Source organism: Nostoc sp. GT001, assembly GCF_030382115.1.
Taxonomy (GTDB): domain Bacteria; phylum Cyanobacteriota; class Cyanobacteriia; order Cyanobacteriales; family Nostocaceae; genus Nostoc.
Map to the genome: position 1 here is coordinate 926,942 of NZ_JAUDRJ010000003.1, position 22,643 is coordinate 949,584.

The window sequence follows — 22,643 nt, forward strand, 5'->3', positions numbered from 1 at the left end:
TGTTCCCAAGCAGCAACATTTAAAATCTCAACGTACACTACTTGGGCTAAGGTCAAACCTTAACAAGACCTATTTTCCTAGTAACCATGAATTTAAGACAAATTTAACCAATGTTGTAAAATTTTAATTAAATAAAAACTTTTCAATACTTAACAAATCTTAAATTTCAAATTCTGTATTTTATCAATGATTTTTTGTAACCAAACAGTGCATGGGCGTAGGCATCACACAGTAGCAGTAAACTTAATTATGAAGTTGAGTATCCGCCACAAATTTTTGATTGAGATGGCTACGGAGGGTTCCATCGAAACAAGAACCACTCTAAATTGTGAAGATTCAGCATAAGAGTCATAAATATAGTAAAATTGCTGACCGCTGATATCAAATATATTATTGCTATGACCTGGTTTTCCTTGTCCGTGAAACGGTGGGGTCGGATTACACAATTCCTATCTTTGTTCTGTCTATGTTTATTTTTAGTTGTTAGTTGCGCTCCTCGTCCGCAACCTTCTACGCCACCATCCGGTTCTGTAAATACCCCTACAGGTGATGGTCGTATTACTATCGGTACAACAGCAAAGCCCAGAACCCTTGATCCGGCTGATGCTTATGAGTTAGCATCTTTAGGCTTAGTGTTTAATATGAGCGATCGCCTCTACAACTACGAACCAGGAAGCACCGAAATTAAACCCCAATTAGCTACAGCATTACCCAAAGTCAGTCAAGACGGCTTAACTTATACCATCCCTTTACGCCAGGGAGTAGTTTTTCATGATGGTACTCCCTTCAATGCTCAAGCAATGGCCTTTACCATTCAGCGATTTATTGAAAATAAAGGAAAACCCTCATTCTTACTAGCTGATATAGTAGATTCTATCAAACCTACAAGCGAGTATGAGTTAACCATCAAGTTGAAAAAGCCCTTTGCAGCTTTTCCCTCACTGCTGGCATTTCCTGGAATTTGTGCAGTTTCGCCAAAAGCTTATGAAGTCGGCGCTGGTAAATTCAAACCGAATATTTTTGTGGGAACTGGCCCTTACAAATTAGGACAGTATGGTACTGATTCCATCCGATTTGATGTGTTTGATAAATACTGGGGAGAAAAACCAGCTAACAAAGGTGTTAATCTCCAAATTCAAACTAGTCCAGTTAATTTGTTTAATGCTTTCCGTACAGGTGCAATCGATGTAGCTTATCTATCGCTGCAACCAGATCAAAATCGGAGTTTGGAAGAAGGTGGTAAAAAAGGGGATTGGCAAGCGATCGCAGCTGAAGGTAGTGTAGTAAGTTATCTGGTATTAAACCGGAATCAAAAGCCTTTAGATAAATTAGAGGTAAGACAAGCGATCGCATCCATAATTGACCGTCCACTTTTAAATGAGCGGGTGTTACTTGGTCAAGCAGATCCGCTATATAGCATGATTCCCACAACATTTAAAGTTTCTGTGCCATTATTCAAAGATAAATATGGCGATGCTAACTTCGATCAAGCTAAAAAATTATTAACTACCGCTGGCTTCTCCAAAGAGAATCCTGCAAAAGTGCAAGTTTGGTATCCTTCTAGTTCACCTACTCGGAGTTTGGCAGCACAGACACTCAAATCTCTTGTGGATGTCAAAATGGATGGAATACTGCAATTTGAAATTACCCAAGCGGAAGGGCCTGCCTTCTTTAAAGATATTGCCAAAGGTTTGTATCCGGCAGCTTTACTTGATTGGTATCCAGACTTTTTAGATCCAGATAATTACGTCCAGCCATTTTTGTCTTGTGACAAAGGTTCTGCTGCGAAAGGATGCGAAGATGGAGGCAGTCAAACTCAGGGTTCGTTCTACTATAACGAAGCCATAAATAAACTGATTGATGGGCAACGCAAAGAACAAAATCCCGAAGCGCGTCAGAAAATTTTTACCGAAATTCAAACGCAAGTTACTACTGATGTACCTTATGTTCCTTTATGGCAAAACAAAGACTATGTATTTGCCCGAAATGGTGTTAATGGCGTAAAACTTAACCCTACCCAAATTTTGGTTTACCAGACACTTAAAAAGTAGTCATTGGTCACTTGTACTGAGCGTAGTCGAAGTATTAGTCATTGGTCATTAGTAATAACTGTTGACCATTGACTTTTGACTATTCAATAAAAATTTCATGTTTAATATATATTTAGGTGATAGCTAAAATAGTTCCTAAAATTGTATTTTGAATCTTAAACTTTAAATTCCTTATGTCTCGTTCTAAAGCTTTACAATATTACATTATTTCTCGGTTGCTTCTTGCGCCACTTCAACTATTAACGATCATCACCATTGTATTTCTCTTACTAAGAGCAACACCAGGAGATCCAGCAGATGCAATTCTTGGTGGACGTGCGCCAGAAGCAGCTAAAGAAGAATTGCGAAAACAACTTGGTTTAAACCTTCCGTTGTGGCTACAGTATCTAAATTATTTGGGAAGCATACTGCGCTTTGACTTGGGAACCTCCTTAATGAGTCGCGGACAAAATGTCTGGGACATCATTGGGCAATATTTCCCGGCGACAGTGGAGTTAGCAGTATGTAGTATGGCGGTTGCACTCATCGTCGGCATTGCAGTTGGAACTCTTTCAGCTTCCCGTCCTGGGACATATTTTGATGTCGGCGGGCGCTTATTTGGGATCATCACCTACGCACTTCCGATGTTTTGGGCGGGAATGCTTTTGCAGTTGATTTTCTCAGTCCAATTGGGTTGGTTTCCTAATTCCAACCGGTTTCCGCCCAATCTATCGGCTCCGACTACTGTCACTGGATTGTATACAATTGATAGCTTGCTCGGTGGAAATTTCACTCAGTTTTTCACATCCTTACACCATCTGGCTCTACCGAGTCTCACACTAGGAATTTTGCTCAGTGGGATTTTTGAGCGAATTGTGCGAGTGAATTTAAAGCAAACTTTGCAAGCAGATTATGTAGAAGCGGCTAGAGCTAGAGGTATTGGTGAAAATAAGATTTTAGCCTCTCACGCTTTAAAGAATGCTTTAATTCCAGTGATTACAGTCTTGGGATTAACTTTTGCGTCTCTGTTGGGTGGAGCGATTTTGACAGAGGTAACATTTTCTTGGCCTGGTTTAGCTAATCGACTTTATCAAGCGATCGCCGATCGCGATTATCCCACAGTCCAGGGAGTGCTGGTGTTTTTTGGTGCGATCGTTGTCAGTGCCAGCATTTTGATTGATATTTTAAACGCTTATGTAGATCCGCGAATTCGATATTAAATTTCTTGAGAAATGCCACTAGCTAAAATCCCAATAATTTTATTCACATCTTTGAGATAATATTCACTATTTCACTGTTTTTACAAAACTAAAAATATATTAGTTTGCTCGTGCCTACCGACTTAATGATTTAGAAAAAACTTTTCATTAGTCAGGCAAAGGAGTTAAACAATTGAAAGCTAACTTTATATCGTAGCAAAACCTTCTGTTTCGTCTACTTATGAATGTTATTAAGCAGCACCAATTTAATTTTTTCTATTGCGTTTGCTTTAGTTTCGACCTCGCAATCAAGGTACACAGTAATGGCAACTGAAAACCTTGTCTTTTATAGTTTCGAGTTAAATATCAGAAAATATTATTACTTTTTTATTACTGGAGATATCCAGATAAACTCACTGTAATAACGTTAACAACATTATTATTCGTATCGTATCCAAAGTAAGTATAATAAAACCCATCACCCAACGCCGTTGCAAATGCAATAACATTTGCTTTATTGAACTCATTGACACACATATTAGCCAACATTACGCCAAGGCTATTTTCTTCTTCGAGTAAATTATCTAGTTTGCAAGCTAAAGTGTGTTCATAAATTTCTGTTTCCCAAGTATTATTAATAATAATTTGAGCAGCATCCGCATCCATAAAGCACCCTATTCCAGAATCAACTCCATAACCAAAAAATCCCTCTCCTTCTTTTAAATCACTTAATTTTTCACCAACTCTAGTAGCTAATTCCCATCGCACTGCGGTTACTTCGCTAATCTGAACCATAGCATAAGCAACCATTGGTTCTTCGTTATTAAGGTTGCGTGCAATGCTCAAAAAAACTGGATAACAACCAGTCTTAAAATTGGGACTAAAGGGGTCTGTGCCAGGAAAAACTAGGGGATCACAAGCTATTAATTTTCCTGAAGTTAAGTTTAGTTTCCCAATTTTATAGGGATTAAGAATAAAAATACCAAATCGTGTATTTAGCCTTTGACCTGTTTGGAAAGCTTTTGATAAATCAATATTTATCATCTTTTATCAGATTATTTATTTAAGGATCATTAATTCCAATCTTATACAAATCTATTGAGATAGACTCGACCGCGCAAGTCAGTTGCGACGAACAGGCGGCTGAAAACCTCACAAATACAGCATTAAAAACGAATTAATCAAATTTTTGTTACTTGATTTTCTTAGCAAACTTTAGGCACGAACACATTTAAAACTTTTAAACACAAACACTTTTCTTGCTTAAGTTCTGTTCTGCGGCCACTTGATAGTATTATTCTTACAATCTTTTGGCAACTCCAGCTTCTTGCTCTAATAATTGAGCCAAAGCACGTCCCCTGATAAATTCTTCAAATTCATCCACCACTCACCCCCCGCATTAACCAACGTATATTGCTTTAAATTAGCCGCTTTTAACGCAATGTCGGTTAACCCCACATTAAGCGACATCAAAGGGCGATCGCATTTGCTATATCGGAGTACCCATTTGCTATTTATTGAAGGCTTATCTTCTTAAACTGCGCGGGTCAAGTGCATCTCTCAGCCCATCACCGAGTAAGTTGAATGCCAGCACTGTGAGGATAATCAGCACAGCTGACGGCCAAATTAGCCAAGGTTGCAACACCAAAATTGAAGCATTGCTAGCCAGAGAAAGCATATTTCCCCAAGAGGGGTCTGGTTGTTGAATACCCAAGCCGATGAGACTCAATATCGCCTCTGCACCAATAAAGCTGGGAATTGCAAGAGTCGCAGAGATAACTACATAACTAGCCGTTTGCGGTAAAACATGGCGGAGGATGATATAAAGTGGGTTCCCGCCCATTGCACGCGAAGCTTGGACAAATTCTCGCTCTTTAATTGATAGTACCTGTCCCCGAATGACTCGTGCTAAACCAGCCCAGCTAATAACGGAAGTAATCACCACAATCAACAAAAAGCGCTGGGTACTACTTAAACCCGCTGGTAAGACTGCGCCCAATGTCACCAAAAGATAAATACTAGGGAAAGTCATTAGCACTTCTGCCAAGCGCATAATTAGGCTATCAGTTACACCGCCGAAATAGCCAGAAATTCCCCCAATGAGCAAACCAAGGGGATAGGTAATGATAATGCCAAAAATCCCGATAAACATACTGATGCGACCGCCATGTAAAAGGCGGCTGAATTGGTCGCGCCCTTGGTCATCAGTACCCAATATGTTGACTTTTGTGCCACTTGTTGTCCCAAATAAATGCCAATTTAAGGGAATACCAGGAAAGATCGTGACTTCATCCCACTTCGGGGGTAATGGCAAACTCATCTGCAACAATCGGTATTCTGGCCCGGAGACAAATAGACGCAGAGGTGATGGATTTTTGAAGTCTACAATGAGTTTGCGATCGCCTGTTTCTAAATTAGTATCTCCCTGAGTCGTCGGATAAACATGGGGGCCGATAAACTGCCCTGACTGAGAAACCCAGTGGATCTTAGTTGGTGGCAGCAGTGAACCATTAGGCTGTGAAGCATAGGGGTCATAAGGAGCTACGAAATCAGCTGCAATTACTCCTATATAGAAAATTAACAGTAAAATAGCCCCAAATCGTGCCAAAGGATTTTTCTTCAGTCGTCGCCACCAATCCATAGTAGTTAGGAGTTATAAGTTAGGAGTTATGAGTTATTAAGTTTTTATCTTAATTCATAACTCATGATTAATAATTTTCAACTCCTAAACTCCTAACTCCCAACTCTTAGCTCTTAACTGCTAACTGCTCTAAATACCTTTGCTGTTCTTCTTGTTGTTTTTCATGTTCCACAACAAACACGTTTGAGTAAAGATTTGCAAGAATTTGTTTTCCCTGTTGTGTCAATGATAGGTAATGCAGTCCTTCTTGAATATAGGGATATACGCCATTCCAGTAAAACTTAGCGTAGTTATTGCGTAAATCGGCAGGGGTTTTATAGCCCAAAACTTTATTTACACCAGTTTCTTCAAATTCGTAAAATAAAGAAGTAATTTTCTTCAGGTAACGTGGGTCGCTTAGTTGACCAATCAAATCAGCAGCCCGGACTAATCCGGCAAAACACCTTGTATCTTGATGATCTTCTGCCGCAGGTACCGGAAATCGAGTCAATTCAATATTGCTCTTAATTGCCTCAGCATCTATTAACTTGTGACCTCCAAAACGCTCATCAATAAAAAGCTTGGCTCTATCAACATGATACGGCGTCAAACTGGCATCAGAAGCACCAGCAGCCACAGAAATCATTCTGCCATTTTTACCTGTGGCATATAAGTTTGCTGTTTCTCGGTCTTGCCGACAAACCCCTTTAACGTAGCCAATATCGTGACACACTAAGGAAATAATACAATGCAACCAGTCTTCACTGGAAACACCGCCTTCCCTAATATGTTTACCACGTAAAATTTCTTGCCCCACTAGGGCGACTAGGACTGTGTGTTCAACATTGTGATAAAGGGCGTCGCTATTGGCAATGTTTTCCAAAGCCATGTTACCTGCCCAGGCGATAATATCCTGATAATCATTTTTAAAGCAGCCATAAGTGCGACGGTAGCCGTCTCGAATTTCATTTACAAAGGCATCAATTAAAATTTCAGTGGCATTGAACATATCTGCTTACTCTGGTAAATACCAATTTTTTATTGATTTGATTGATTTCAAAATTCCATAATCAAGGCCACCCTTGCTGGAATCTAAGGCAATGGAGTTTGCTCCTTTGTAACTCACGTGTAGCTGTAGACGCTAGCTTTATCTGTACCTGGATACACGGCTTTTGGCAAAACAAAGGCTTTAGATAAATGGTTGATTACGTATAAAAAATAATTTCCTGGTGTACCAAGGTACATAAATACTTTCGATTCTAATTAGATAAATCTAGATGAGCTATATCAGTTTTTCATATCTAAGCCTTGGTTGACAGTGATCTAAATAGAGATGGTGTGTGACATAGAGTAGTTCTATAAGATTAGAGAATTTTTTGTATCATAACTTACATAAAATTTATGATCGCTTTTTAGTAGTAATTTCTCTTAGTGAGAAAGTTGTATTATATACTATTGCAGATCAAAGACATTTACTATGAAATACGTCATAGTTGATATCGAAGTAAATAAACTTCAAGTTTTCTTAAGAAAATACCAAAATTTGGTATGGATAGACAGACAGCAAGTAGAGGTGAAACTGTGAGCGATGAAAGTCTTTCAGAAGTTGAGGTGGAAGAAGCTATAACCTCTGAAGATAGGAGTTTTTTAAGCAAATCAGATCAAAAACAAACCAAGGCATGGTTGAAGCCATTATTCTTGGGTACTGGTTTAGGAATTGCGATCGCCTTGGTTGTGATGAGTCTATTAAATCGTTTTCCATCCCGTCAACAAAGCGCCGTAGCGGATAAAAAAGTTAACCCAGCGATGACAGTCACTGTCGCCACAGTAGAAACTGCCCGTGTTGTCCGTACCCTTAAAACGACTGGGACTGTAGCGGCGAGTGATTTAATTCCGGTACTACCGCAAACAAACGGTTTACAAATTAAAAGCATCCCCGCAAATGTCAAAGAAGGAGCTTTTGTCAAACAAGGTCAAGTATTGGCGGTGTTAGATGGTTCCATACTGCAAAGCCAAATTAGCCAAGCAAAAGCAGATGTAGAATCGAAACAAGCAGATGTGGTATCGAAACAAGCAGATGTGGCATCGAAACAAGCAGATTTGGCATCAAATAAAGCAATAGTCCAGCAAAGACAAGCCGATTTAGCTCAAGCTAAGGCGAGGTTAGAGGAAGCAGGCAAGAATTATCAGCGCTATCAACAACTCGCTGACTCTGGGACAATTAGCAAACAAGAACTTGATACTCGTTCTTACGCTGTGAAAACTGCCATAGAAGTTGTGAACCTGTCCCAAGAAAATATACGTAGTGCCCAGGCTAATATCGGCAGTGCCCAAGCTAACATTAATAACGCCCAAGCGATCGTCAATAAAGCCAAAGCCGATGTCAAAAGCAGTGCTGCTAAGGTGCAACAACTGCAAACTCAGTTAGGACAAACTGTGGTACGTGCGCCGGTTTCGGGAGTAATCGCCGAAAAACTAGCTAGAGTTGGTGATGTGACTGGTGTACCGCCGCAAACCCAGGTGGGAACCGTGATTGGTGGCACACAAAAACTATTTTCGATTATCCGAGATGAAAAGCTAGAACTTCAGGCGAAGGTGCCCGAAACTCAACTAACTCAGGTGAAAATTGGCGCATCGGTGCAAATTACTTCTGATGTCGATCGGCGGGTGCGATCGCAAGGACGAGTCAGAGATATACAACCACAGCTGAACGATCAAAGACGGGAAGCGACAGTGAAAATTGACTTACCACCAACAACTTTACTGAAACCAGGAATGTTTGCTAGTGCTGCAATTACCACTAACTCAGGGATGAAAATGGTAGTGCCACAAAAAGCAGTGCAGTCCCAAGCTGACGCAAGTGTAATTGTATTCATCTTATCGGGTGAAAATACAGTCAGCAGTCAGAAAGTCGAGTTAGGAGATCCTGGTAATAACGACACAGTGGAAATCAAGAGTGGGTTACAGTTAGGCGATCGCGTTGTCGTTGATGGTGCTGGCTATCTCAAAGATGGCGATCGGGTTCGAGTTGTAGATTGAAGCAGGAGTCAGAATTCAGAAGTCAGAATTCAGGAGTCAGAAGTCAGAATTTTGAATCCAATCAGTGAGTGATTTAGCGGGAAGTCGAGCAGTCAATTGATAAGGCAGTCTTGATAAGATTTCTCGACTTGAGCGAATTGGTGTGTTATCAAGCTTGAGTATTAAAGTTTTCTGAATTCTGAATTCTAAATTCTGAATTCTGGATTTTTACCCTGAGATGTCGAATCCCCAATCGTTCGACTGAGCGTAGTCGAAGTCCCAAATCCCAAATCTAAAATTTCCCAATGTCTTTTAATATCTCAGCCTGGTCGATTAAAAAACCTGTTCCCACCATAGTTTTATTTTTAATTTTGACCGTTGTGGGTTGGTTCTCATTCATATCCTTGGGGATTGATACTAACCCAAATATTGATGTGCCAACAGTTTTGATCAAAGTCACTCAACCCGGTGCAGGCCCAGCAGAACTAGAATCCCAAGTGACGAAAAAAATTGAAGATGCTGTGGCGGGGTTGGGTAATATCGATTACATGATTTCTACCGTTAGCGATGGGAATTCTAAGACGACAATCAATTTTGTTTTGGGTACAGATAGCGATCGCGCCACCAATGATGTTAGAAATGCGATCGCTCAAATTCGCCAAGATTTACCCCAAGACATCAACGATCCGATTGTGGAACGTCTGGAATTTGCCGGCGGCCCGGTGATTACCTACGCGGTTAAATCTGATCGGCGTTCTGTAGAAGAATTAAGTAATCTCGTAGACCAAACTATTAGCCGCACCTTATTGGGAGTTCGTGGTGTAGCACAAATTCAGCGTGTGGGTGGCGTTGACCGAGAAATTCGCATTAATCTTAATCCAGACCGCTTACAATCTTTAGCGATTACCGCCACTCAGGTAAACGACCAAATCCGCGCTTTGAACATTAACCTACCTGGCGGACGTGCCGAAGTTGGTGGTAGCGAACAAAGTATCCGCACATTAGGAAGTGCCACCAGTGTGGATATTTTGAAAACTTACGAAATCCTATTACCACAAGGAGGTTCCGTACCTTTATCCAGTTTGGGAACTGTAGAAGATAAATTTGGTGACGTGCGCCAAGCCGCCAGTTTAAATAATCAACCTGTGGTAGCTTTCCAAGTCTTGCGTAGTACTGGCAGCGTTCTGGTGACAGTGGAAGAAGGAGTAAAAGCAGCAGTCAAACAACTGGAAAAAACCCTTCCCCCAGATGTCAAGTTAGATTTAATTTTTACTAGGGCCGATATTGTCCGCCAATCTTACCAAAGCACCATTGATGAGTTGATTCAAGCCTCGGTGTTGGCGGTCATCGTTATTTTAGTGTTTTTGCGGGACTGGCGAGCAACATTAATTACTGCTGTTGCCTTACCCCTATCAATAATTCCCACATTTGCAGTGCAGCAAGCCCTTGGTTACACCCTCAACAACATGACTTTGTTGGCATTAGCGCTGGCGGTGGGCAACTTAGTAGATGATGCCGTTGTGGAAATTGAAAATATGGAACGGCATATCGCTATGGGCAAGTCGGCTTGGGAAGCTGCTTTTGAGTCTTCCGACGAAGTAGGATTAGCAGTAATCGCAAGTTCAGCGACAATTATTGCAGTGTTTATGCCCGTTGCTTTTATGGGTGGAATTCCAGGGCAATTTTTTCAACCATTTGGCGTTACCGTTGCCGTTTCCACAATTTTTTCAACTCTTGTCGCGCGGATGGTTACGCCGATGATGGGGGCGTATCTTTTAAAAGAGGCAGAGGGGCACACTTCGACTACGCCCTTCGGCTACGCTCAGGACAGGCTCAGTGACCGGGGGGCAGAGGGGCAGAGGGGAATAATAAAAATTTTTAATTTTAAATTTATACTTCCAGGTGGCGGGAAGGGAAGTAGAAAACTTGGAGATGAAAAGCGTCAAGGGTTTCAACCTTATAGATCGCTTTTACAGTGGGCGTTACGCCATAGATTGACAACAATGGCGATCGCATTAGCTTTTTTTATTGCCAGTCTGATGCTGGTTCCCTTGATTCCCAAAGGTTTCGTTGATGATGGCGACTTTGGAATTTCCAGCGTATCTATAGAATTACCTCCTGGTTCCACATTAGAAGACGTTAACAAGGTAGTCACACAAGCAACTGATATCATCCGCCAAAACCCGGTAGTTGAACGTGTACTAGCAACAGAAGAGATCAATTCTGCCAGCCTTACCATTAATCTCAAACCTAGAGAAAAACGAAATATTTCCCAAAAACAGTTTGAGGAACAAGTGCGTCCTGACTTTGAGCAAATACCAGGAGCTAGAATTAGTTTTCAAAGTCAGTCACCGGGTGACAGTCGTAAAGGTTTATCAATTGTCCTCAGAAGTGAAAATCCCGAAGCCTTGAATCAAGCTGCTGATGCCCTAGAAAAGCAGATGCGATCGCTACCCGGATTAGTAGAAGTGTCTTCGACTGCAAGTTTGGTAAAACCAGAGATTTTAGTAATTCCTAACCCCCAACGGGCAGCAGATTTGGGAGTGACAGTGCAAGCGATCGCTCGGACTGCTTCCCTTGCCACCATCGGCGATAATGAGGCCAACTTGGCAAAATTTAATTTAAGCGATCGTCAAATCCCCATTCGCGTGCAAATCGATCCGCAAGCGCGGGCTGACATCAACACAATCACAAATCTCCAAGTCCCCAGTCAAAATGGTAGATTGATTCCCCTCATAGCAGTGGCAGATATCCGCTTTGGTAGCGGCCCTGCTACCATCAACCGTTACGATCGCGCCCGTCAAGTAGCTGTAGAAGCCAATTTGCAAGGGCTTTCTTTAGGAGAGGCGGTGCAAACAATTAACCAACTACCTGCAATGCAAAACTTACCGCCAGGGGTAGTACAGCAACCATCAGGCAGTGCCAAAATTATGCAAGATATTTTTGGGCGCTTTGGCGGCGCATTAGGGCTGGCATTAATGTGTATCTATGCAATTCTGGTACTGCTGTATAACAACTTTCTTCATCCATTATCGATTATGGCAGCCTTACCCTTTTGTTTAGGCGGCGCATTGGTAGCGTTGATGGTTGCTCAAAAACCCTTGGGAATATATGCCCTAATTGGGATTGTGTTGCTGTTAGGGATTGTCACCAAAAACTCGATTCTGTTAGTAGACTATACAATCATCAACATGCAAGAAGGCAAAACCCAACGTCAGGCACTCATTGAATCAGGCGTATCACGTCTGCGCCCAATTTTAATGACTTCTTTTGCAACGATCGCAGGTATTTTGCCCCTAGCATTAGGAATTGGTGCGGGTTCTGAAGTTCGCCAACCGATGGGAATTGCTATTATGGGCGGTTTCACAACTTCTACCCTGCTGACACTAGTGGTAGTGCCAGTGATATTTAGCTACATTGACAACTTTCAAACTTGGATTATGCATACACTGCATTATGGCTTTGGTAAAAAACCATCGCGCCAATAATGATTGTAGGCGTTGCTGAATTAAGGGATGATTGTTGTGGGGTAGGCATCCTGCCCGCCGAATCGTATTGCTTTTGCCCCTGTGCCTGTTGTGCGATCGCATTTACCACTGGGAATTATAACAAACAGATTCACCAGAGTAGATATACATACAATGTGCGATCGCTTTCATCGCTATGATCGAATAAACTTCCGGGCGAACTGTGAGTGATATCATGTCCGCATAATTATTTATGATTTCCACAGTCATTGCACCCCTCCCCGCTCTTCGGGAGGGGAGACAAAGCGCAGCTTTGGCGGGGTGGGGTTCTTGGGGTTTAGTAAGTAATCAAGCGGACATGATATGAATAGTTAGGAGCTAATCTGAGAAATGCCTAACCCGCTATACGATCGAGATTTGCAATTATGGATTGAGCAAACCATTCAACAGTTACAAAATCATGAATTTGAGGCGTTAGATATTGAGCATTTGATTGAGGAGCTAGTTGATTTGGGTAAGGCAGAGAAAAATGCTCTGAAAAGCAATCTGACAATTTTGTTGGCGCATTTACTCAAATTAAGAGTTCAGTATGATGTACCTGATGGCATGAAAGGAAACTGGTATAGCTCAATACTTGAACATCGTCAGCAAGTTCTGAATAATTTAGCAGATACTCCTTCTCTAAAAAGTTTTCTGGTAGAGGCAGTGGAAAAAGCCTACCCAGATGCTCGCAAGCTAGCCATTAAAGAAGGTAAGTTGGCTAAGTTTGGGATTCGGATACCCCAAGAAAGTGAGTATCCCACCGTTTGTCCTTTTTCCATTGAGCAGATTTTAGATGAGGATTTTTACGGGCTGTAGAGGCTTGTTCCTGCTGTCATATTGCTTTACATCTAGATGGATAGACAGCTTGACCGAAAGGTTCTACAATCTGACTGATTGCGGTAACTTTACCTATTGCCCAATCCACATAAGCATAGTAAAGATTTTCTAGTGATTCCGTTTGATTGCGGAAGCACTAAATTAATATAGGAAAGTCTTTGAGTAAAGGGCAGCAGACAAATGGATGTAAAGCTGATTCTAGCCGGGTTAACAGTTATATTTACGCTTTCGTGCTTATTTTTTGGCACGAAAAATGGATTCTATGATTCAGATGACTATCACGGTAACGGCTCGGCACATTGAGATAAGTCTGTAGACCCTTTGGCGACTTGCTGTAGGGTGATTTGACTAAAATAGCTCAGAACTTGCAAAGGGAAAAAAACAAGAGCCAGACTCCTTAACTTACTAGCTTGATGGCTTTTCGTTAGCCCACCTTTCCGAACCAGTGCGGGTTCGTGGAGGCGTCCTCCCCAATCAAAAATCTGTATTCTCAGGGTGTAGGGGCGCACGATAAAACTTACCCCTAAGTCACAAAACCAAAATTTGTGTAACTTTTGGCTTTTGGGATATGTCCATGATGATGAGGTTTGAGGGGAGGAGAGCATGAGGGATAATCTGTCGGCATCCTCTCGCGTAGATGCTGCGGAAGCGGGTAGTGAATTAGAATGTTTGCCCTATAGTGTCCAGCATGACAATGAGGGCGTATGTTTATTGGTGAAAATGGGCCCACACCGCATCCTCTTGGACTGTGGTTTTGAAAATATTTCATCGCTGGCTAAGGGGCTTACTAAGTCGGTAGGTGGAACTAGTTTGCCCCAGCCAGCAGATTTAGTTTTGATTAGTCACGCTCACCCAGATCATGCTAAAGGGTTACTGGCGCTGCATAAAGCTTTTCCCAAGTTACCCATATATGGTAGTGAGGTGACTAGCAAGTTACTGCCACTGAATTGGCTAGACGAAGACCCTGAGAAAATTTCCCAATTTTGTCATGCATTGCCATTACGATCGCCTGTAGAATTTCAAGATGGTTTGGTAGCAGAATTATTTCCCGCAGGGCATTTACCAGGAGCAGTGGCAATTCTTCTGACCTACACCACCCCACAGCGTACTTACAAGCTACTGTATACAGGGGACTTTTTCTTATCTAACTCTCGCTTGGTAGAAGGTTTGCGTTTAGAGGAACTGCGGGGCTTAGACTTAGATGTGCTAATCATTGAAGGTAGTTATGGCACATCCCGTCATCCTCACCGCCGCAACCAAGAAAATCAACTAGCCGAGCGAATTAATCGAGCGATCGCTGACCATTGTTCTGTAATCCTTCCCACCCCGGCTTTAGGATTGGGTCAAGAATTATTAATGCTCTTGCGATCGCATCACCACTTCACCGGACGAGATTTAGATATCTGGGTAGATGGTGCTGTCGCTACTGGGTGTGATGCATACCTCGAACTGCTACCCCATCTCCCCCCATCGGTGCAGAACTTTGCCCGCCATCAACCCTTATTTTGGGATGAACGGGTACGTCCCCGCGTGCGTCGGTTACAACCAGAACATCGCCCCAGTGTAGGCAAGTCACCTTGTATTGTCCTCACCGATTCGACATCTGATTTAGGCGAACATTGCCAATTGGACACCGGGCCTTGGCTGATTCTCTTGCCAGAAAAAATTGATATAAAAGTTAACAAAGAATATTTAGCGCCCACCACTGTCGAAAGCTATCTTTTAGCTCAGCATAGTGATGGCCCTGGTACTACGCAGCTAATTCATAATTTGCGACCCCAGCACGTCGTTTTTGTCCACGGTTCTCCTGCTTACTTGGCAGACTTGACTAGCTTAGAGGAGTTGCAAAACCGCTACCACGTACATTCCCCGGCGGCTGATACCTTAGTAGAACTGCCCATCGGCGACACATTTTTACAACCAGCAGCACCTGAGACTAACTACGAAGGCGAACTGACAGAGTTGGGAACAGTAATCACAATTACCCTACCCAATGTGATTACTGCCGATCCGCGTTGGCGGCAATTTGCCGATACTGGTTTAATCGAAGCTCGTTGGCAAGGGGAAGAATTAGTATTAAGGGGATTGTCTCAACGAGAACTGCTCAACCAAAACAGCGATCGCTATACATGGACAGATGTAGACTGTTGTGGTACATGCCGACATCAAAGGGGGCAGCGGTGTTGGAACCCAGCTTCCCCGTTGTATAACTTTAAGGTAACTCTCGAAGGTTACTGTCCTGCCTTTGAAGGCTTATCTAATCCTGAGTCCTGAATGCTTAATGCTGAGTTAGGATTTTTTACTCAGCACTCAACACTCAGCACTGAATTATTCTGGATTTGAGTCAGTGTAACGGTTGGGAATGCGCTCTGCTTCGGGACAATCTTCAGTCATCAGAGGTTCTACATTACCGCGTGGTACTGAAGCCAATTTTTGCGTTACAGCACCAATGCTCTCGAGGCGAACCATTTCTTCCCAAGAACAAACTTCGTCCTCTTCTTCTGTTTCATAGCGTAGGGTCACTAAATCTCCCTCTATGTCTATGATGCGGGCGCGTTCAATCCAGCGTTGCTGGTCCCGCAAGAAAACACATACCTCGCGCCCATCGCAACACAGTTGATAAATCTTGCGGTGTAGCATGTACTGTTTCTGCCTTTTTAAACAACGTAGTTAAACCTGTCAAAATCTGGGTTCTACCCCATTACATTACACCTTTAAGAGGTTAATTTCACTGTTTAGAACAAGTACGCTTCATAACCCAATCCCAAGATTTGCTTATGGTTGTCAAAATATCAGGATAATGTTGGGTCATAAATCAGATGCTCTACCAATGAACTAAATCTCTCTCCAGCTTATTCTAGGGAATGTCTGCTTCTATAGAAGTCAAACAATTCGGTACCTGTCCTAACCAGGTTTATATTTGTTGGTGAGTCATTCCTACCATTATGTAATAAAGAATACTCCAAAACAATCGTTGATTGCGGTTGTTTAATTTGCCTACTTTTAATCATTGGCATTACTGGGAAGTCCGAGGACTTAGCTTTACTTTTACCCACTTGTATCTGATCTTAACTCATTCTCTTGCTGACCTTGATGCTTTTCAACAACAACACCCAAATAGTTTTCAGTTTTTCAGGTTTTTGTCTGAAAAAAGGCAACAGCGTAAGGGAAGAGGTAGAGGGAAAAGACCATGAGAAAATTCTACTCTAGAAGTCTCAGGAGGATTTATGTGGTAAAGGAAATTCTATAAGTACGTTCGACGAGGATGCTTCTCGTTTAATTTTTCCTGCGCGGACTGCATCGTATAGGGCTGCGAGTTCTGGCAAATCCTCTGGCTGATAACATTTAGTGGCTAGCACCTGCTGGAGTAAACCCTCAGATTCAACACTAAGATATCCCGTTTGGAAAGCAGATGCGATAATTGTGCGAATCATCTTGATTAAGGCAGAGTGAGCAAATCATTAGGTCTAGTGTGAAACATTTTTCTCTGTTACTAATTGATATGAAACATTAATACTGTGTGATTAGTATTACGCTCAATCAGTGATTTACATCACAATATGATTTTTCGATACTCCGTCTATTAATATACAGAAATAAAAGGGCAGAGGAATTTTCAACATCAATGTTGAAAAGCTAACTTTTTAACAAAATTAAAATACAACAATCAATTTTTTCGACAAGTATCCACAAAATACAATCAAGCATCAGTAATCAAGCAAAAAACTGGCGGAAATCTTCATCTTTTTGACTTAATTGCACCCAGTCTAAATTTAAAGACTGGAATTTTTGCACCAAGCGATCGCAAGCCGGACGTTCGGTAGCATAATGTCCAGCATCAATTAAAATAAGATTGCAATCGCGGCTTTCTTGAAACTGATGAAATTTACAGTCAGAAGTTAGATAAGCTTGGGCGCCTGTTTTGGCAACGGCTGAAATGTAACTAGCCCCCGAACCGCCCAAAACGGCAACTCGTGAAATTGTTTGCTGTAAATCAGCAGTTGGAGAAAAAATCAAATTAGGGGGAGCAAGTCGGGTTTGAATAGTAGCGAGTAATTCTTGTAATGTCAGAAATGGCTCTAGCAAACCAACACGACCATATCCTAATCCTCCTTGTGTAAGTTCTATGGGGGTAACTTCTTTGAGTTCTAAAATCTGAGCCAAAACGTCAGCAGTCCCATCTTGCACTTGGTCAAAGTTCGTGTGAGCAGTGTAAATACCAATATTATGGGTAAAAGCTGACCGTACCATTTCAGCGATCGCTTCACCAGTGCGTAAAGATTTGAGGGGATGAAAAATTAAGGGGTGATGGGCGAATATTAGATTAGCATTTTCTGCGATCGCTTCCTCCATTACCGCCAAAGTCGGTGTCAAGCACACCAAAACCCGTGCTTTTTCCTGCAAAACTCCTGGTTCAATTTGCCAGCCACAATTATCCCAACTTTCACACCAAGCGGGATTCGCCCATTCTTCAAACCAAGTAATTAAATCAGCAATTTTCATAATTATTTTCTTCAGCAATTTTTAATTGCTAATCAGCGTCTCTGAGGTTGAATATTTAATTTTAATGCTAATTGCTGGCGCATTTCTTGGAAAGGTTTGTTCCACACAGGGCTAGCATTCCAGTTCCATACTGCTACTGGAATAAGTTCTTCTTCAGCAAGATAAGTTAGCAGACGGTATTCATCTTCTGGTTCACGAGAAAAGGTAAAGGGGTTGCGGTAGCCCGTCTCACACAGTTTATAAGATACGACCTGACCATGATTAATACGTTGTAAAAGTTCCTTACCTTTGACGAGCAAATAATCCAAAAATACCAGACTAAAAGGTTCTATATGTGCGCGTTTTTGCGGTTCTTTTTGTACCCATCTTGCCCAGTCAAATCCATAGATAAAATCATGAACATAACGGAAGCGTATTTCCGTGTGATTTCCGAACATTTCTGTCAGACAAACCATCTTTTCACCAAAAACTTTTAAGAAAGGAATAGCACCCTCATCTGCATTTAAAGCCTGTCTAAGCATACTATTTACCAGAAAATCAAAATCCCAAAATATGTTTTCTGGGAAATTTTTTATTTGAGTACAGACTATGCTTTCGAGAGTTTCTTCAATAGTTGTGATAATTTGAATGTCGGTATTTTGTTCCGCAATCAAATTTCCCAATTCTGCAAAGCTGGTAATTAATGTTTTTTGGGGACTAAGTGACAATAAATTAACAGACTGCTGGGCAAGGATTTCATCAATAACTTGAAAAGTATTAGTTGGTGTTAGTTCTTGCTTCATAGTAATAGCCCAGACAGCTGACACTAAATATTAGTTTATATCGGCATAAGCGGATTATTTAATAATCACAAATAAACTTAACTTTTTGATTTACAAATATACACAAACTATTTAATGCATATCTGGCTACTTTTGCATCAATAATTGTGATGAAAAATTTATCAAGGCGATATTTTTTAATGCATATCACCGTGATTTTAGGAGATTATATCCAAAAGGTAGATAGTATAACCAGAGTATTTAAACTCTACAAAACCACACCTTCAATAAAACTTGAGAATCGGCTATCCAGAAATGTGAACAACCAATTCTCTGGAATGACTGTGCTGGCGATGTTCCCAAATGTAAATTCCCTGCCAAGTTCCCAGTACTAAATGTCCGCGATTAATGGGGATATGTTCAGAAGTGTGGGTGAGTGCAGTACGAATATGTGCTGGCATATCATCGGCTCCTTCTGCATCATGGATATATTTGCCTGATTCTGGTACGAGTTTTGACATAAAATTAGCTAGATCCACAAGAACATCAGGATCGGCATTTTCTTGGATTACTAAACTAGCTGAAGTGTGGCGCAAAAATAAAGTACAAAGACCAGTTTCAACACCCGATTCTACAACTGTGGCTGCAATTTTTGCGGTGATGTTTTGAAAAGATTTGCCAGTAGTAGAAATTCTGAGTAACTTTTGGTAGTGAGTCATGTAGAATACTGAAATTAAGGTATGATAAGTATATTAAACAAATTGTTATTGCGATCGCTACACTACTCAACTATTATTAAAATTGTCATCCAATCCAAATATTGTGCCCATCGAGAATGTTTACTAAAAATAGTATAAAACTATATTTAGTAAATTTGTAAAAAACTAATTGTTCCGCTCCATTCTATTCGAGCTTTAATAATACTTTTTCTTGATTGTCTCACTCGCTTCGTACCGCGAACTAGTCTAAAGTCCAGTATAATTAATATCTACCTATAAAATTTATTTGCTGTAAGTGCTTACTGTGACGAGGTTTTTATGAAAATATACGCCGACATAGCAAACTATTATGATTTATTATTTCAATATATTTACACTGACTACCACGATGAGGTTGTTAAATCTCTGTTTCCTATAATTAGAGACTCTAATAATATACTAGAGATAGGAGTAGGTACAGGTCTAGTAGCAGAAAGAGTCTTAAAACTAAAACCGAATTGTAACTTTACAGGAGTTGACATTTCTCAACAAATGTTAGATTTAGCAAAAAAACGACTGGGAAATAAAATTAAATTGGTCGAATCTGATGTTCTTAACATGCAACTGAAAGAGAGTTTTGATCTAGCTTATTCAAATAGCGGCGTTTGGTTTTTTCTAGATACAAATGCCGACAATGAATACTTACTATGTAGTCATATTAATAGTATTGAGAATAATGTAATAGCATTAAGGCGTGTTGCCGAACATCTCAAAATGAATGGTCTATTGGTTCTGAGCGCTCAAGGTATGCATATAGATAAGGTAGACAAATTACCAGGAGGCATAATCCATCAGGTCAAAGTTTCAAAAACAGATACAGGCGTTAAGAAGCAGTATAGATGGATCAGAGAAAACAATGGTGAAATAATCAGCGATGAAACTGTTTATTTGTTAATTCTTGATAGCAAAAAAACAAAACAATTGATGGAGCAGTCTGGATTTGAACAGATTGGCATAGAAGGAAATAAAAAACTTATGAAAAACTTTTTACTGTCAAAGTTTCATATTTACCAGAAAAGTTTCTGAGAAATATTATCTACTATCTTTAGTATGGCAATAATTGATAACAGCTTGAGCTATAGTTTCATTACCATCCTTAGCAATTGGTTGAGATTGCCTTGGAGGTTGGGGTAACTCATGGAGAAAATTCCAAGTCCCTTGAAAAAACTCAGATGGGGTGATGATTTGATGCTGATTATAATTAGCTATGCCTTCTACTATAAAAGTTGCTTCGGCAAAGTCTTCACGCGGTATGGTGACAATTGGTAATCCTAGTATTGTGGCTTCCGAAAAAGTACTATAACCAGGTTTAGAAACAACTCGCCCACAAATAGACATAAAATCTACAGGGCGGTATTTGTGGTCATTAATTTTCACTAAATTAGGTAAATCAGGGGCAGATTGATCGAATACGATAAATTGCCAATCTGGAAATCGCTGTAGGTTATCATAAGGAATTTGCTGCAAACCCAACCCGCCAAAGGTCAACAAAATAGTTTTTTCAACTGGTGCAGTTATTCTCCAAAGAGAACGTAAATCATCAGCAGAGTGACGGGGGGAACCGCCTGTTAAGCCGACATCTGTGATATTATTAAAAGCTGGCATTGGTTCGTGGAAAGGGAGACGAAACAGGCGATCGCACTTTGCATACCAATCACTAATCCAATCTGCAACTGCGGTAAATTCACCTCCCCAATCCCGGTAGATAAAGTCCCAGCCAAAGTTACTCATCATCCAGCAGGGAATATTTGCCGCTTTAGCAAACCCAGGAGCAAGGAAGGGAATATCTGCCAAAATGAGATTAACGCGATTTTGACGGATAAAATTCACTTCTGAGGCAATCAGCGAATTTTGATGCTTCTTAATATCCAGCAATTTTTCTAAAGTCGCTGCTTTATCCATTGTCAAGCTATCTGTTTGCACCACACCCAAATCAAATGCACGGGGACGATAGATAAAATCGCCTTCTATATAGCACTCTAGAAGCCAGCGTGGGGCAGTACTTACCACAATTAGCAGAATTTCTGGACATAACTTTTGAATTGTTGCAGCTACAGAAGCCGTGCGGGTAGCATGACCAAAGCCGTGGTTAGTTATTGCTAAGTATAAGATTGGGCGTTCCATTTTTAAGTTAGGAGTTAGGAGTTAGGAGTTAGGAGTTAAAATCATAATTTACAGACTTCTAACTCCTAACTTTTAATTACTTTTGCAAAAATTTTGAATCGCCTCAATCAATAAGTCGATTTCCGATTCTAAAGTAAAGTAATGAACGGTAACGCGTATACAGCTAGGATCGGCAATTGTCCGAGTTAATATCCTTTGTGAGTCCAAAAATTTTACCAACTTCAAATGAGTCTGAGGTTGATTATTTTCAAGTTGAAAGGAGACTATACCGCTTTCGGGTGGGGAAGTTCGCAAACATTTAATATTGGCTAATGCTGTCAATTGTCGCCAGAGATACTCACTGTTATGGCAAATTTGCTCATAACGTTCCTGTGACGTTCCCCATTGCTGATGAATTGTGATCGCTTCCTTTAACCCAAGATACAACGGATAAGCTAATGTAGACACTTCGTATCGTCGCCCATCTGGAAGCCAATCTACAGGCTGAGATTGACTATCTACAACAATGCCATTCAAGCCAATAAATGTAGGTTTCAGGCTTTCTCGTGCTTCTGGGCGGACATACAAACCACCAGCACCCGCTGGGCCACATAACCATTTGTGACCAGTGAAAGCATAAAAATCTACTCCCAATTCAGTTAAGTTTAAAGGCAATAAACCAGCAGATTGGGCAGCATCTATCAGTAAAAAAGAATGATTATTCCTGCATACTTCGGCAATTTTATCAAGAGGTAAAACTTGACCAGTATTCCAGAAAACATGACTCAATATTACTAGACGGGTATTCGGGCGCAAATGCTGGACAATAACTTCTACTGGATCGCCCTCATTTAAAGTCGCTTTTAGGGGACAAGTGGTAACTTCCACAGCAAATCTTCGCGAAATTTCCTGGGCTGTGGCAATCACGCCTGGATGTTCGCAGTCTGAAAGTAGGAGATGGTCGCCAGCACGCCATTCGATGCCCCACATGGCGATATTACAGCCAACAGTGACATTTTGAGTGAGAGTAATTGTTTCAGATGGTGCATTTAACTCCGAAGCGATCGCAACTCTAGCAGCTTGAGTCTGGGGCGCTATCCAGCTATACGCCTCATTACCAAAGGGACCTATTTCCTGAACATAAGCTTGAGTTTGGGCGATCGCATCCATTGCCCTTTGGGGCATCGGCCCTTGTCCCCCATAATTGAAATAAGCCTTGTTCGCTAAAGCAGGAAATTGCTCTCGATGCAGCTTGATTGATGATGTAGAAATACTAGTCATAATTCACAAGGAATATCTGCTGTT

General features: G+C 41.1%; 19 protein-coding genes. 8 read left to right on the forward strand and 11 right to left on the reverse strand.

Annotation, left to right across the window (positions count from 1 at the left end):
* Positions 1-398 precede the first annotated feature (398 nt).
* Positions 399-2,051 carry an ABC transporter substrate-binding protein gene (locus QUD05_RS06920; RefSeq protein ID WP_289795424.1) on the forward strand — a complete coding sequence of 551 codons (1,653 nt, stop codon included), beginning with the start codon at positions 399-401 and terminating at the stop codon, positions 2,049-2,051.
* A gap of 173 nt (positions 2,052-2,224) precedes the next feature.
* Positions 2,225-3,250, forward strand: coding sequence for an ABC transporter permease (locus QUD05_RS06925; RefSeq protein ID WP_289795425.1), 1,026 nt, complete (start codon positions 2,225-2,227; stop codon positions 3,248-3,250).
* Between the two features lie 369 nt (positions 3,251-3,619).
* Here the strand turns inward: QUD05_RS06925 and QUD05_RS06930 are convergent, their stop codons facing one another.
* From QUD05_RS06930 to QUD05_RS06940, 3 genes are all read right to left on the reverse strand, one after another.
* Positions 3,620-4,273, reverse strand: a complete 654-nt coding sequence (locus QUD05_RS06930; RefSeq protein WP_289795426.1) for a DUF4241 domain-containing protein — start codon at positions 4,271-4,273, stop codon at positions 3,620-3,622.
* Between the two features lie 481 nt (positions 4,274-4,754).
* A complete protein-coding gene (locus QUD05_RS06935; protein ID WP_289795427.1) occupies positions 4,755-5,870 on the reverse strand; it encodes an ABC transporter permease in 1,116 nt (371 codons plus the stop codon).
* Positions 5,871-5,976: 106 nt separating this feature from the next.
* Positions 5,977-6,858 carry an Npun_R2479 family HD domain-containing metalloprotein gene (locus QUD05_RS06940; protein ID WP_289795428.1) on the reverse strand — a complete coding sequence of 294 codons (882 nt, stop codon included), beginning with the start codon at positions 6,856-6,858 and terminating at the stop codon, positions 5,977-5,979.
* 539 nt (positions 6,859-7,397) lie between these two features.
* Here QUD05_RS06940 and QUD05_RS06945 point away from each other — a divergent pair.
* The 4 genes from QUD05_RS06945 (at position 7,398) to QUD05_RS34305 (ending at position 13,516) form a co-directional block, all read left to right on the forward strand.
* Positions 7,398-8,888, forward strand: a complete 1,491-nt coding sequence (locus tag QUD05_RS06945) for an efflux RND transporter periplasmic adaptor subunit (protein WP_289795429.1) — start codon at positions 7,398-7,400, stop codon at positions 8,886-8,888.
* Between the two features lie 284 nt (positions 8,889-9,172).
* Positions 9,173-12,355: an efflux RND transporter permease subunit gene (locus QUD05_RS06950; protein WP_289795430.1), complete on the forward strand. Its 3,183-nt coding sequence runs from the start codon at positions 9,173-9,175 to the stop codon at positions 12,353-12,355.
* A gap of 369 nt (positions 12,356-12,724) precedes the next feature.
* Positions 12,725-13,192 (forward strand): DUF29 domain-containing protein, encoded by a 468-nt coding sequence (locus QUD05_RS06955; protein ID WP_289795431.1) that lies wholly within the window; start codon positions 12,725-12,727, stop codon positions 13,190-13,192.
* A 201-nt stretch (positions 13,193-13,393) separates the two neighbouring features.
* Positions 13,394-13,516 (forward strand): DUF8629 family protein, encoded by a 123-nt coding sequence (locus QUD05_RS34305; protein ID WP_094329843.1) that lies wholly within the window; start codon positions 13,394-13,396, stop codon positions 13,514-13,516.
* Here QUD05_RS34305 and QUD05_RS06960 read toward each other — a convergent pair.
* Positions 13,492-13,818 (reverse strand): hypothetical protein, encoded by a 327-nt coding sequence (locus QUD05_RS06960; RefSeq protein ID WP_289800141.1) that lies wholly within the window; start codon positions 13,816-13,818, stop codon positions 13,492-13,494. The genes QUD05_RS34305 and QUD05_RS06960 overlap by 25 nt on opposite strands.
* On the opposite strand from QUD05_RS06960, the gene QUD05_RS06965 reads away from it, so the two are divergent.
* Positions 13,817-15,487 carry an MBL fold metallo-hydrolase gene (locus QUD05_RS06965; protein WP_289795432.1) on the forward strand — a complete coding sequence of 557 codons (1,671 nt, stop codon included), beginning with the start codon at positions 13,817-13,819 and terminating at the stop codon, positions 15,485-15,487. The two genes, QUD05_RS06960 and QUD05_RS06965, sit on opposite strands and share 2 nt — an antisense overlap.
* Before the next feature lie 54 nt (positions 15,488-15,541).
* Here QUD05_RS06965 and QUD05_RS06970 read toward each other — a convergent pair whose 3' ends face one another.
* The 5 genes from QUD05_RS06970 to QUD05_RS06990 all read right to left on the reverse strand — a co-directional run bounded on the left by QUD05_RS06970 (position 15,542) and on the right by QUD05_RS06990 (position 19,196).
* Positions 15,542-15,853, reverse strand: coding sequence for a DUF6679 family protein (locus QUD05_RS06970; RefSeq protein WP_185580559.1), 312 nt, complete (start codon positions 15,851-15,853; stop codon positions 15,542-15,544).
* Between the two features lie 575 nt (positions 15,854-16,428).
* A complete protein-coding gene (locus QUD05_RS06975; RefSeq protein WP_094350459.1) occupies positions 16,429-16,647 on the reverse strand; it encodes a hypothetical protein in 219 nt (72 codons plus the stop codon).
* Between the two features lie 280 nt (positions 16,648-16,927).
* The gene (locus tag QUD05_RS06980; protein ID WP_289795433.1) at positions 16,928-17,716 is read right to left on the reverse strand and encodes a Nif3-like dinuclear metal center hexameric protein; all 789 of its coding nucleotides are present in this window, start codon (positions 17,714-17,716) and stop codon (positions 16,928-16,930) included.
* Positions 17,717-17,748: 32 nt separating this feature from the next.
* Positions 17,749-18,498, reverse strand: a complete 750-nt coding sequence (locus tag QUD05_RS06985; protein WP_289795434.1) for a hypothetical protein — start codon at positions 18,496-18,498, stop codon at positions 17,749-17,751.
* Positions 18,499-18,782: 284 nt separating this feature from the next.
* Positions 18,783-19,196, reverse strand: coding sequence for a secondary thiamine-phosphate synthase enzyme YjbQ (locus QUD05_RS06990; RefSeq protein WP_289795435.1), 414 nt, complete (start codon positions 19,194-19,196; stop codon positions 18,783-18,785).
* 318 nt (positions 19,197-19,514) lie between these two features.
* On the opposite strand from QUD05_RS06990, the gene QUD05_RS06995 reads away from it, so the two are divergent.
* A complete protein-coding gene (locus tag QUD05_RS06995) occupies positions 19,515-20,261 on the forward strand; it encodes a class I SAM-dependent methyltransferase (RefSeq protein WP_289795436.1) in 747 nt (248 codons plus the stop codon).
* Positions 20,262-20,267: 6 nt separating this feature from the next.
* Here QUD05_RS06995 and QUD05_RS07000 read toward each other — a convergent pair whose 3' ends face one another.
* Both QUD05_RS07000 and QUD05_RS07005 read right to left on the reverse strand, forming a co-directional pair.
* Entirely contained in the window at positions 20,268-21,359 is a 1,092-nt protein-coding gene (locus QUD05_RS07000; protein WP_289795437.1) for a glycosyltransferase family protein, read from the reverse strand.
* Between the two features lie 72 nt (positions 21,360-21,431).
* The gene (locus tag QUD05_RS07005; protein WP_289795438.1) at positions 21,432-22,619 is read right to left on the reverse strand and encodes an aminotransferase class V-fold PLP-dependent enzyme; all 1,188 of its coding nucleotides are present in this window, start codon (positions 22,617-22,619) and stop codon (positions 21,432-21,434) included.
* Positions 22,620-22,643 lie beyond the last annotated feature (24 nt).

Bases quoted from the DNA above. Each gene is read 5' to 3' on its own strand.
- QUD05_RS06985 (WP_289795434.1), bottom strand. From the start codon at position 18,498: ATGAAGCAAGAACTAACACCAACTAATACTTTTCAAGTTATTGATGAA.
- QUD05_RS06975 (WP_094350459.1), bottom strand. From the start codon at position 16,647: ATGATTCGCACAATTATCGCATCTGCTTTCCAAACGGGATATCTTAGT.
- QUD05_RS06950 (WP_289795430.1), top strand. From the start codon at position 9,173: ATGTCTTTTAATATCTCAGCCTGGTCGATTAAAAAACCTGTTCCCACC.
- QUD05_RS07005 (WP_289795438.1), bottom strand. From the start codon at position 22,619: ATGACTAGTATTTCTACATCATCAATCAAGCTGCATCGAGAGCAATTT.
- QUD05_RS06995 (WP_289795436.1), top strand. From the start codon at position 19,515: ATGAAAATATACGCCGACATAGCAAACTATTATGATTTATTATTTCAA.
- QUD05_RS06935 (WP_289795427.1), bottom strand. From the start codon at position 5,870: ATGGATTGGTGGCGACGACTGAAGAAAAATCCTTTGGCACGATTTGGG.
- QUD05_RS06955 (WP_289795431.1), top strand. From the start codon at position 12,725: ATGCCTAACCCGCTATACGATCGAGATTTGCAATTATGGATTGAGCAA.
- QUD05_RS06990 (WP_289795435.1), bottom strand. From the start codon at position 19,196: ATGACTCACTACCAAAAGTTACTCAGAATTTCTACTACTGGCAAATCT.
- QUD05_RS06940 (WP_289795428.1), bottom strand. From the start codon at position 6,858: ATGTTCAATGCCACTGAAATTTTAATTGATGCCTTTGTAAATGAAATT.
- QUD05_RS06920 (WP_289795424.1), top strand. From the start codon at position 399: ATGACCTGGTTTTCCTTGTCCGTGAAACGGTGGGGTCGGATTACACAA.
- QUD05_RS06960 (WP_289800141.1), bottom strand. From the start codon at position 13,818: ATGCTCTCCTCCCCTCAAACCTCATCATCATGGACATATCCCAAAAGC.
- QUD05_RS06930 (WP_289795426.1), bottom strand. From the start codon at position 4,273: ATGATAAATATTGATTTATCAAAAGCTTTCCAAACAGGTCAAAGGCTA.
- QUD05_RS07000 (WP_289795437.1), bottom strand. From the start codon at position 21,359: ATGGAACGCCCAATCTTATACTTAGCAATAACTAACCACGGCTTTGGT.
- QUD05_RS06965 (WP_289795432.1), top strand. From the start codon at position 13,817: ATGAGGGATAATCTGTCGGCATCCTCTCGCGTAGATGCTGCGGAAGCG.
- QUD05_RS06945 (WP_289795429.1), top strand. From the start codon at position 7,398: ATGGATAGACAGACAGCAAGTAGAGGTGAAACTGTGAGCGATGAAAGT.
- QUD05_RS06970 (WP_185580559.1), bottom strand. From the start codon at position 15,853: ATGCTACACCGCAAGATTTATCAACTGTGTTGCGATGGGCGCGAGGTA.
- QUD05_RS06980 (WP_289795433.1), bottom strand. From the start codon at position 17,716: ATGAAAATTGCTGATTTAATTACTTGGTTTGAAGAATGGGCGAATCCC.
- QUD05_RS34305 (WP_094329843.1), top strand. From the start codon at position 13,394: ATGGATGTAAAGCTGATTCTAGCCGGGTTAACAGTTATATTTACGCTT.
- QUD05_RS06925 (WP_289795425.1), top strand. From the start codon at position 2,225: ATGTCTCGTTCTAAAGCTTTACAATATTACATTATTTCTCGGTTGCTT.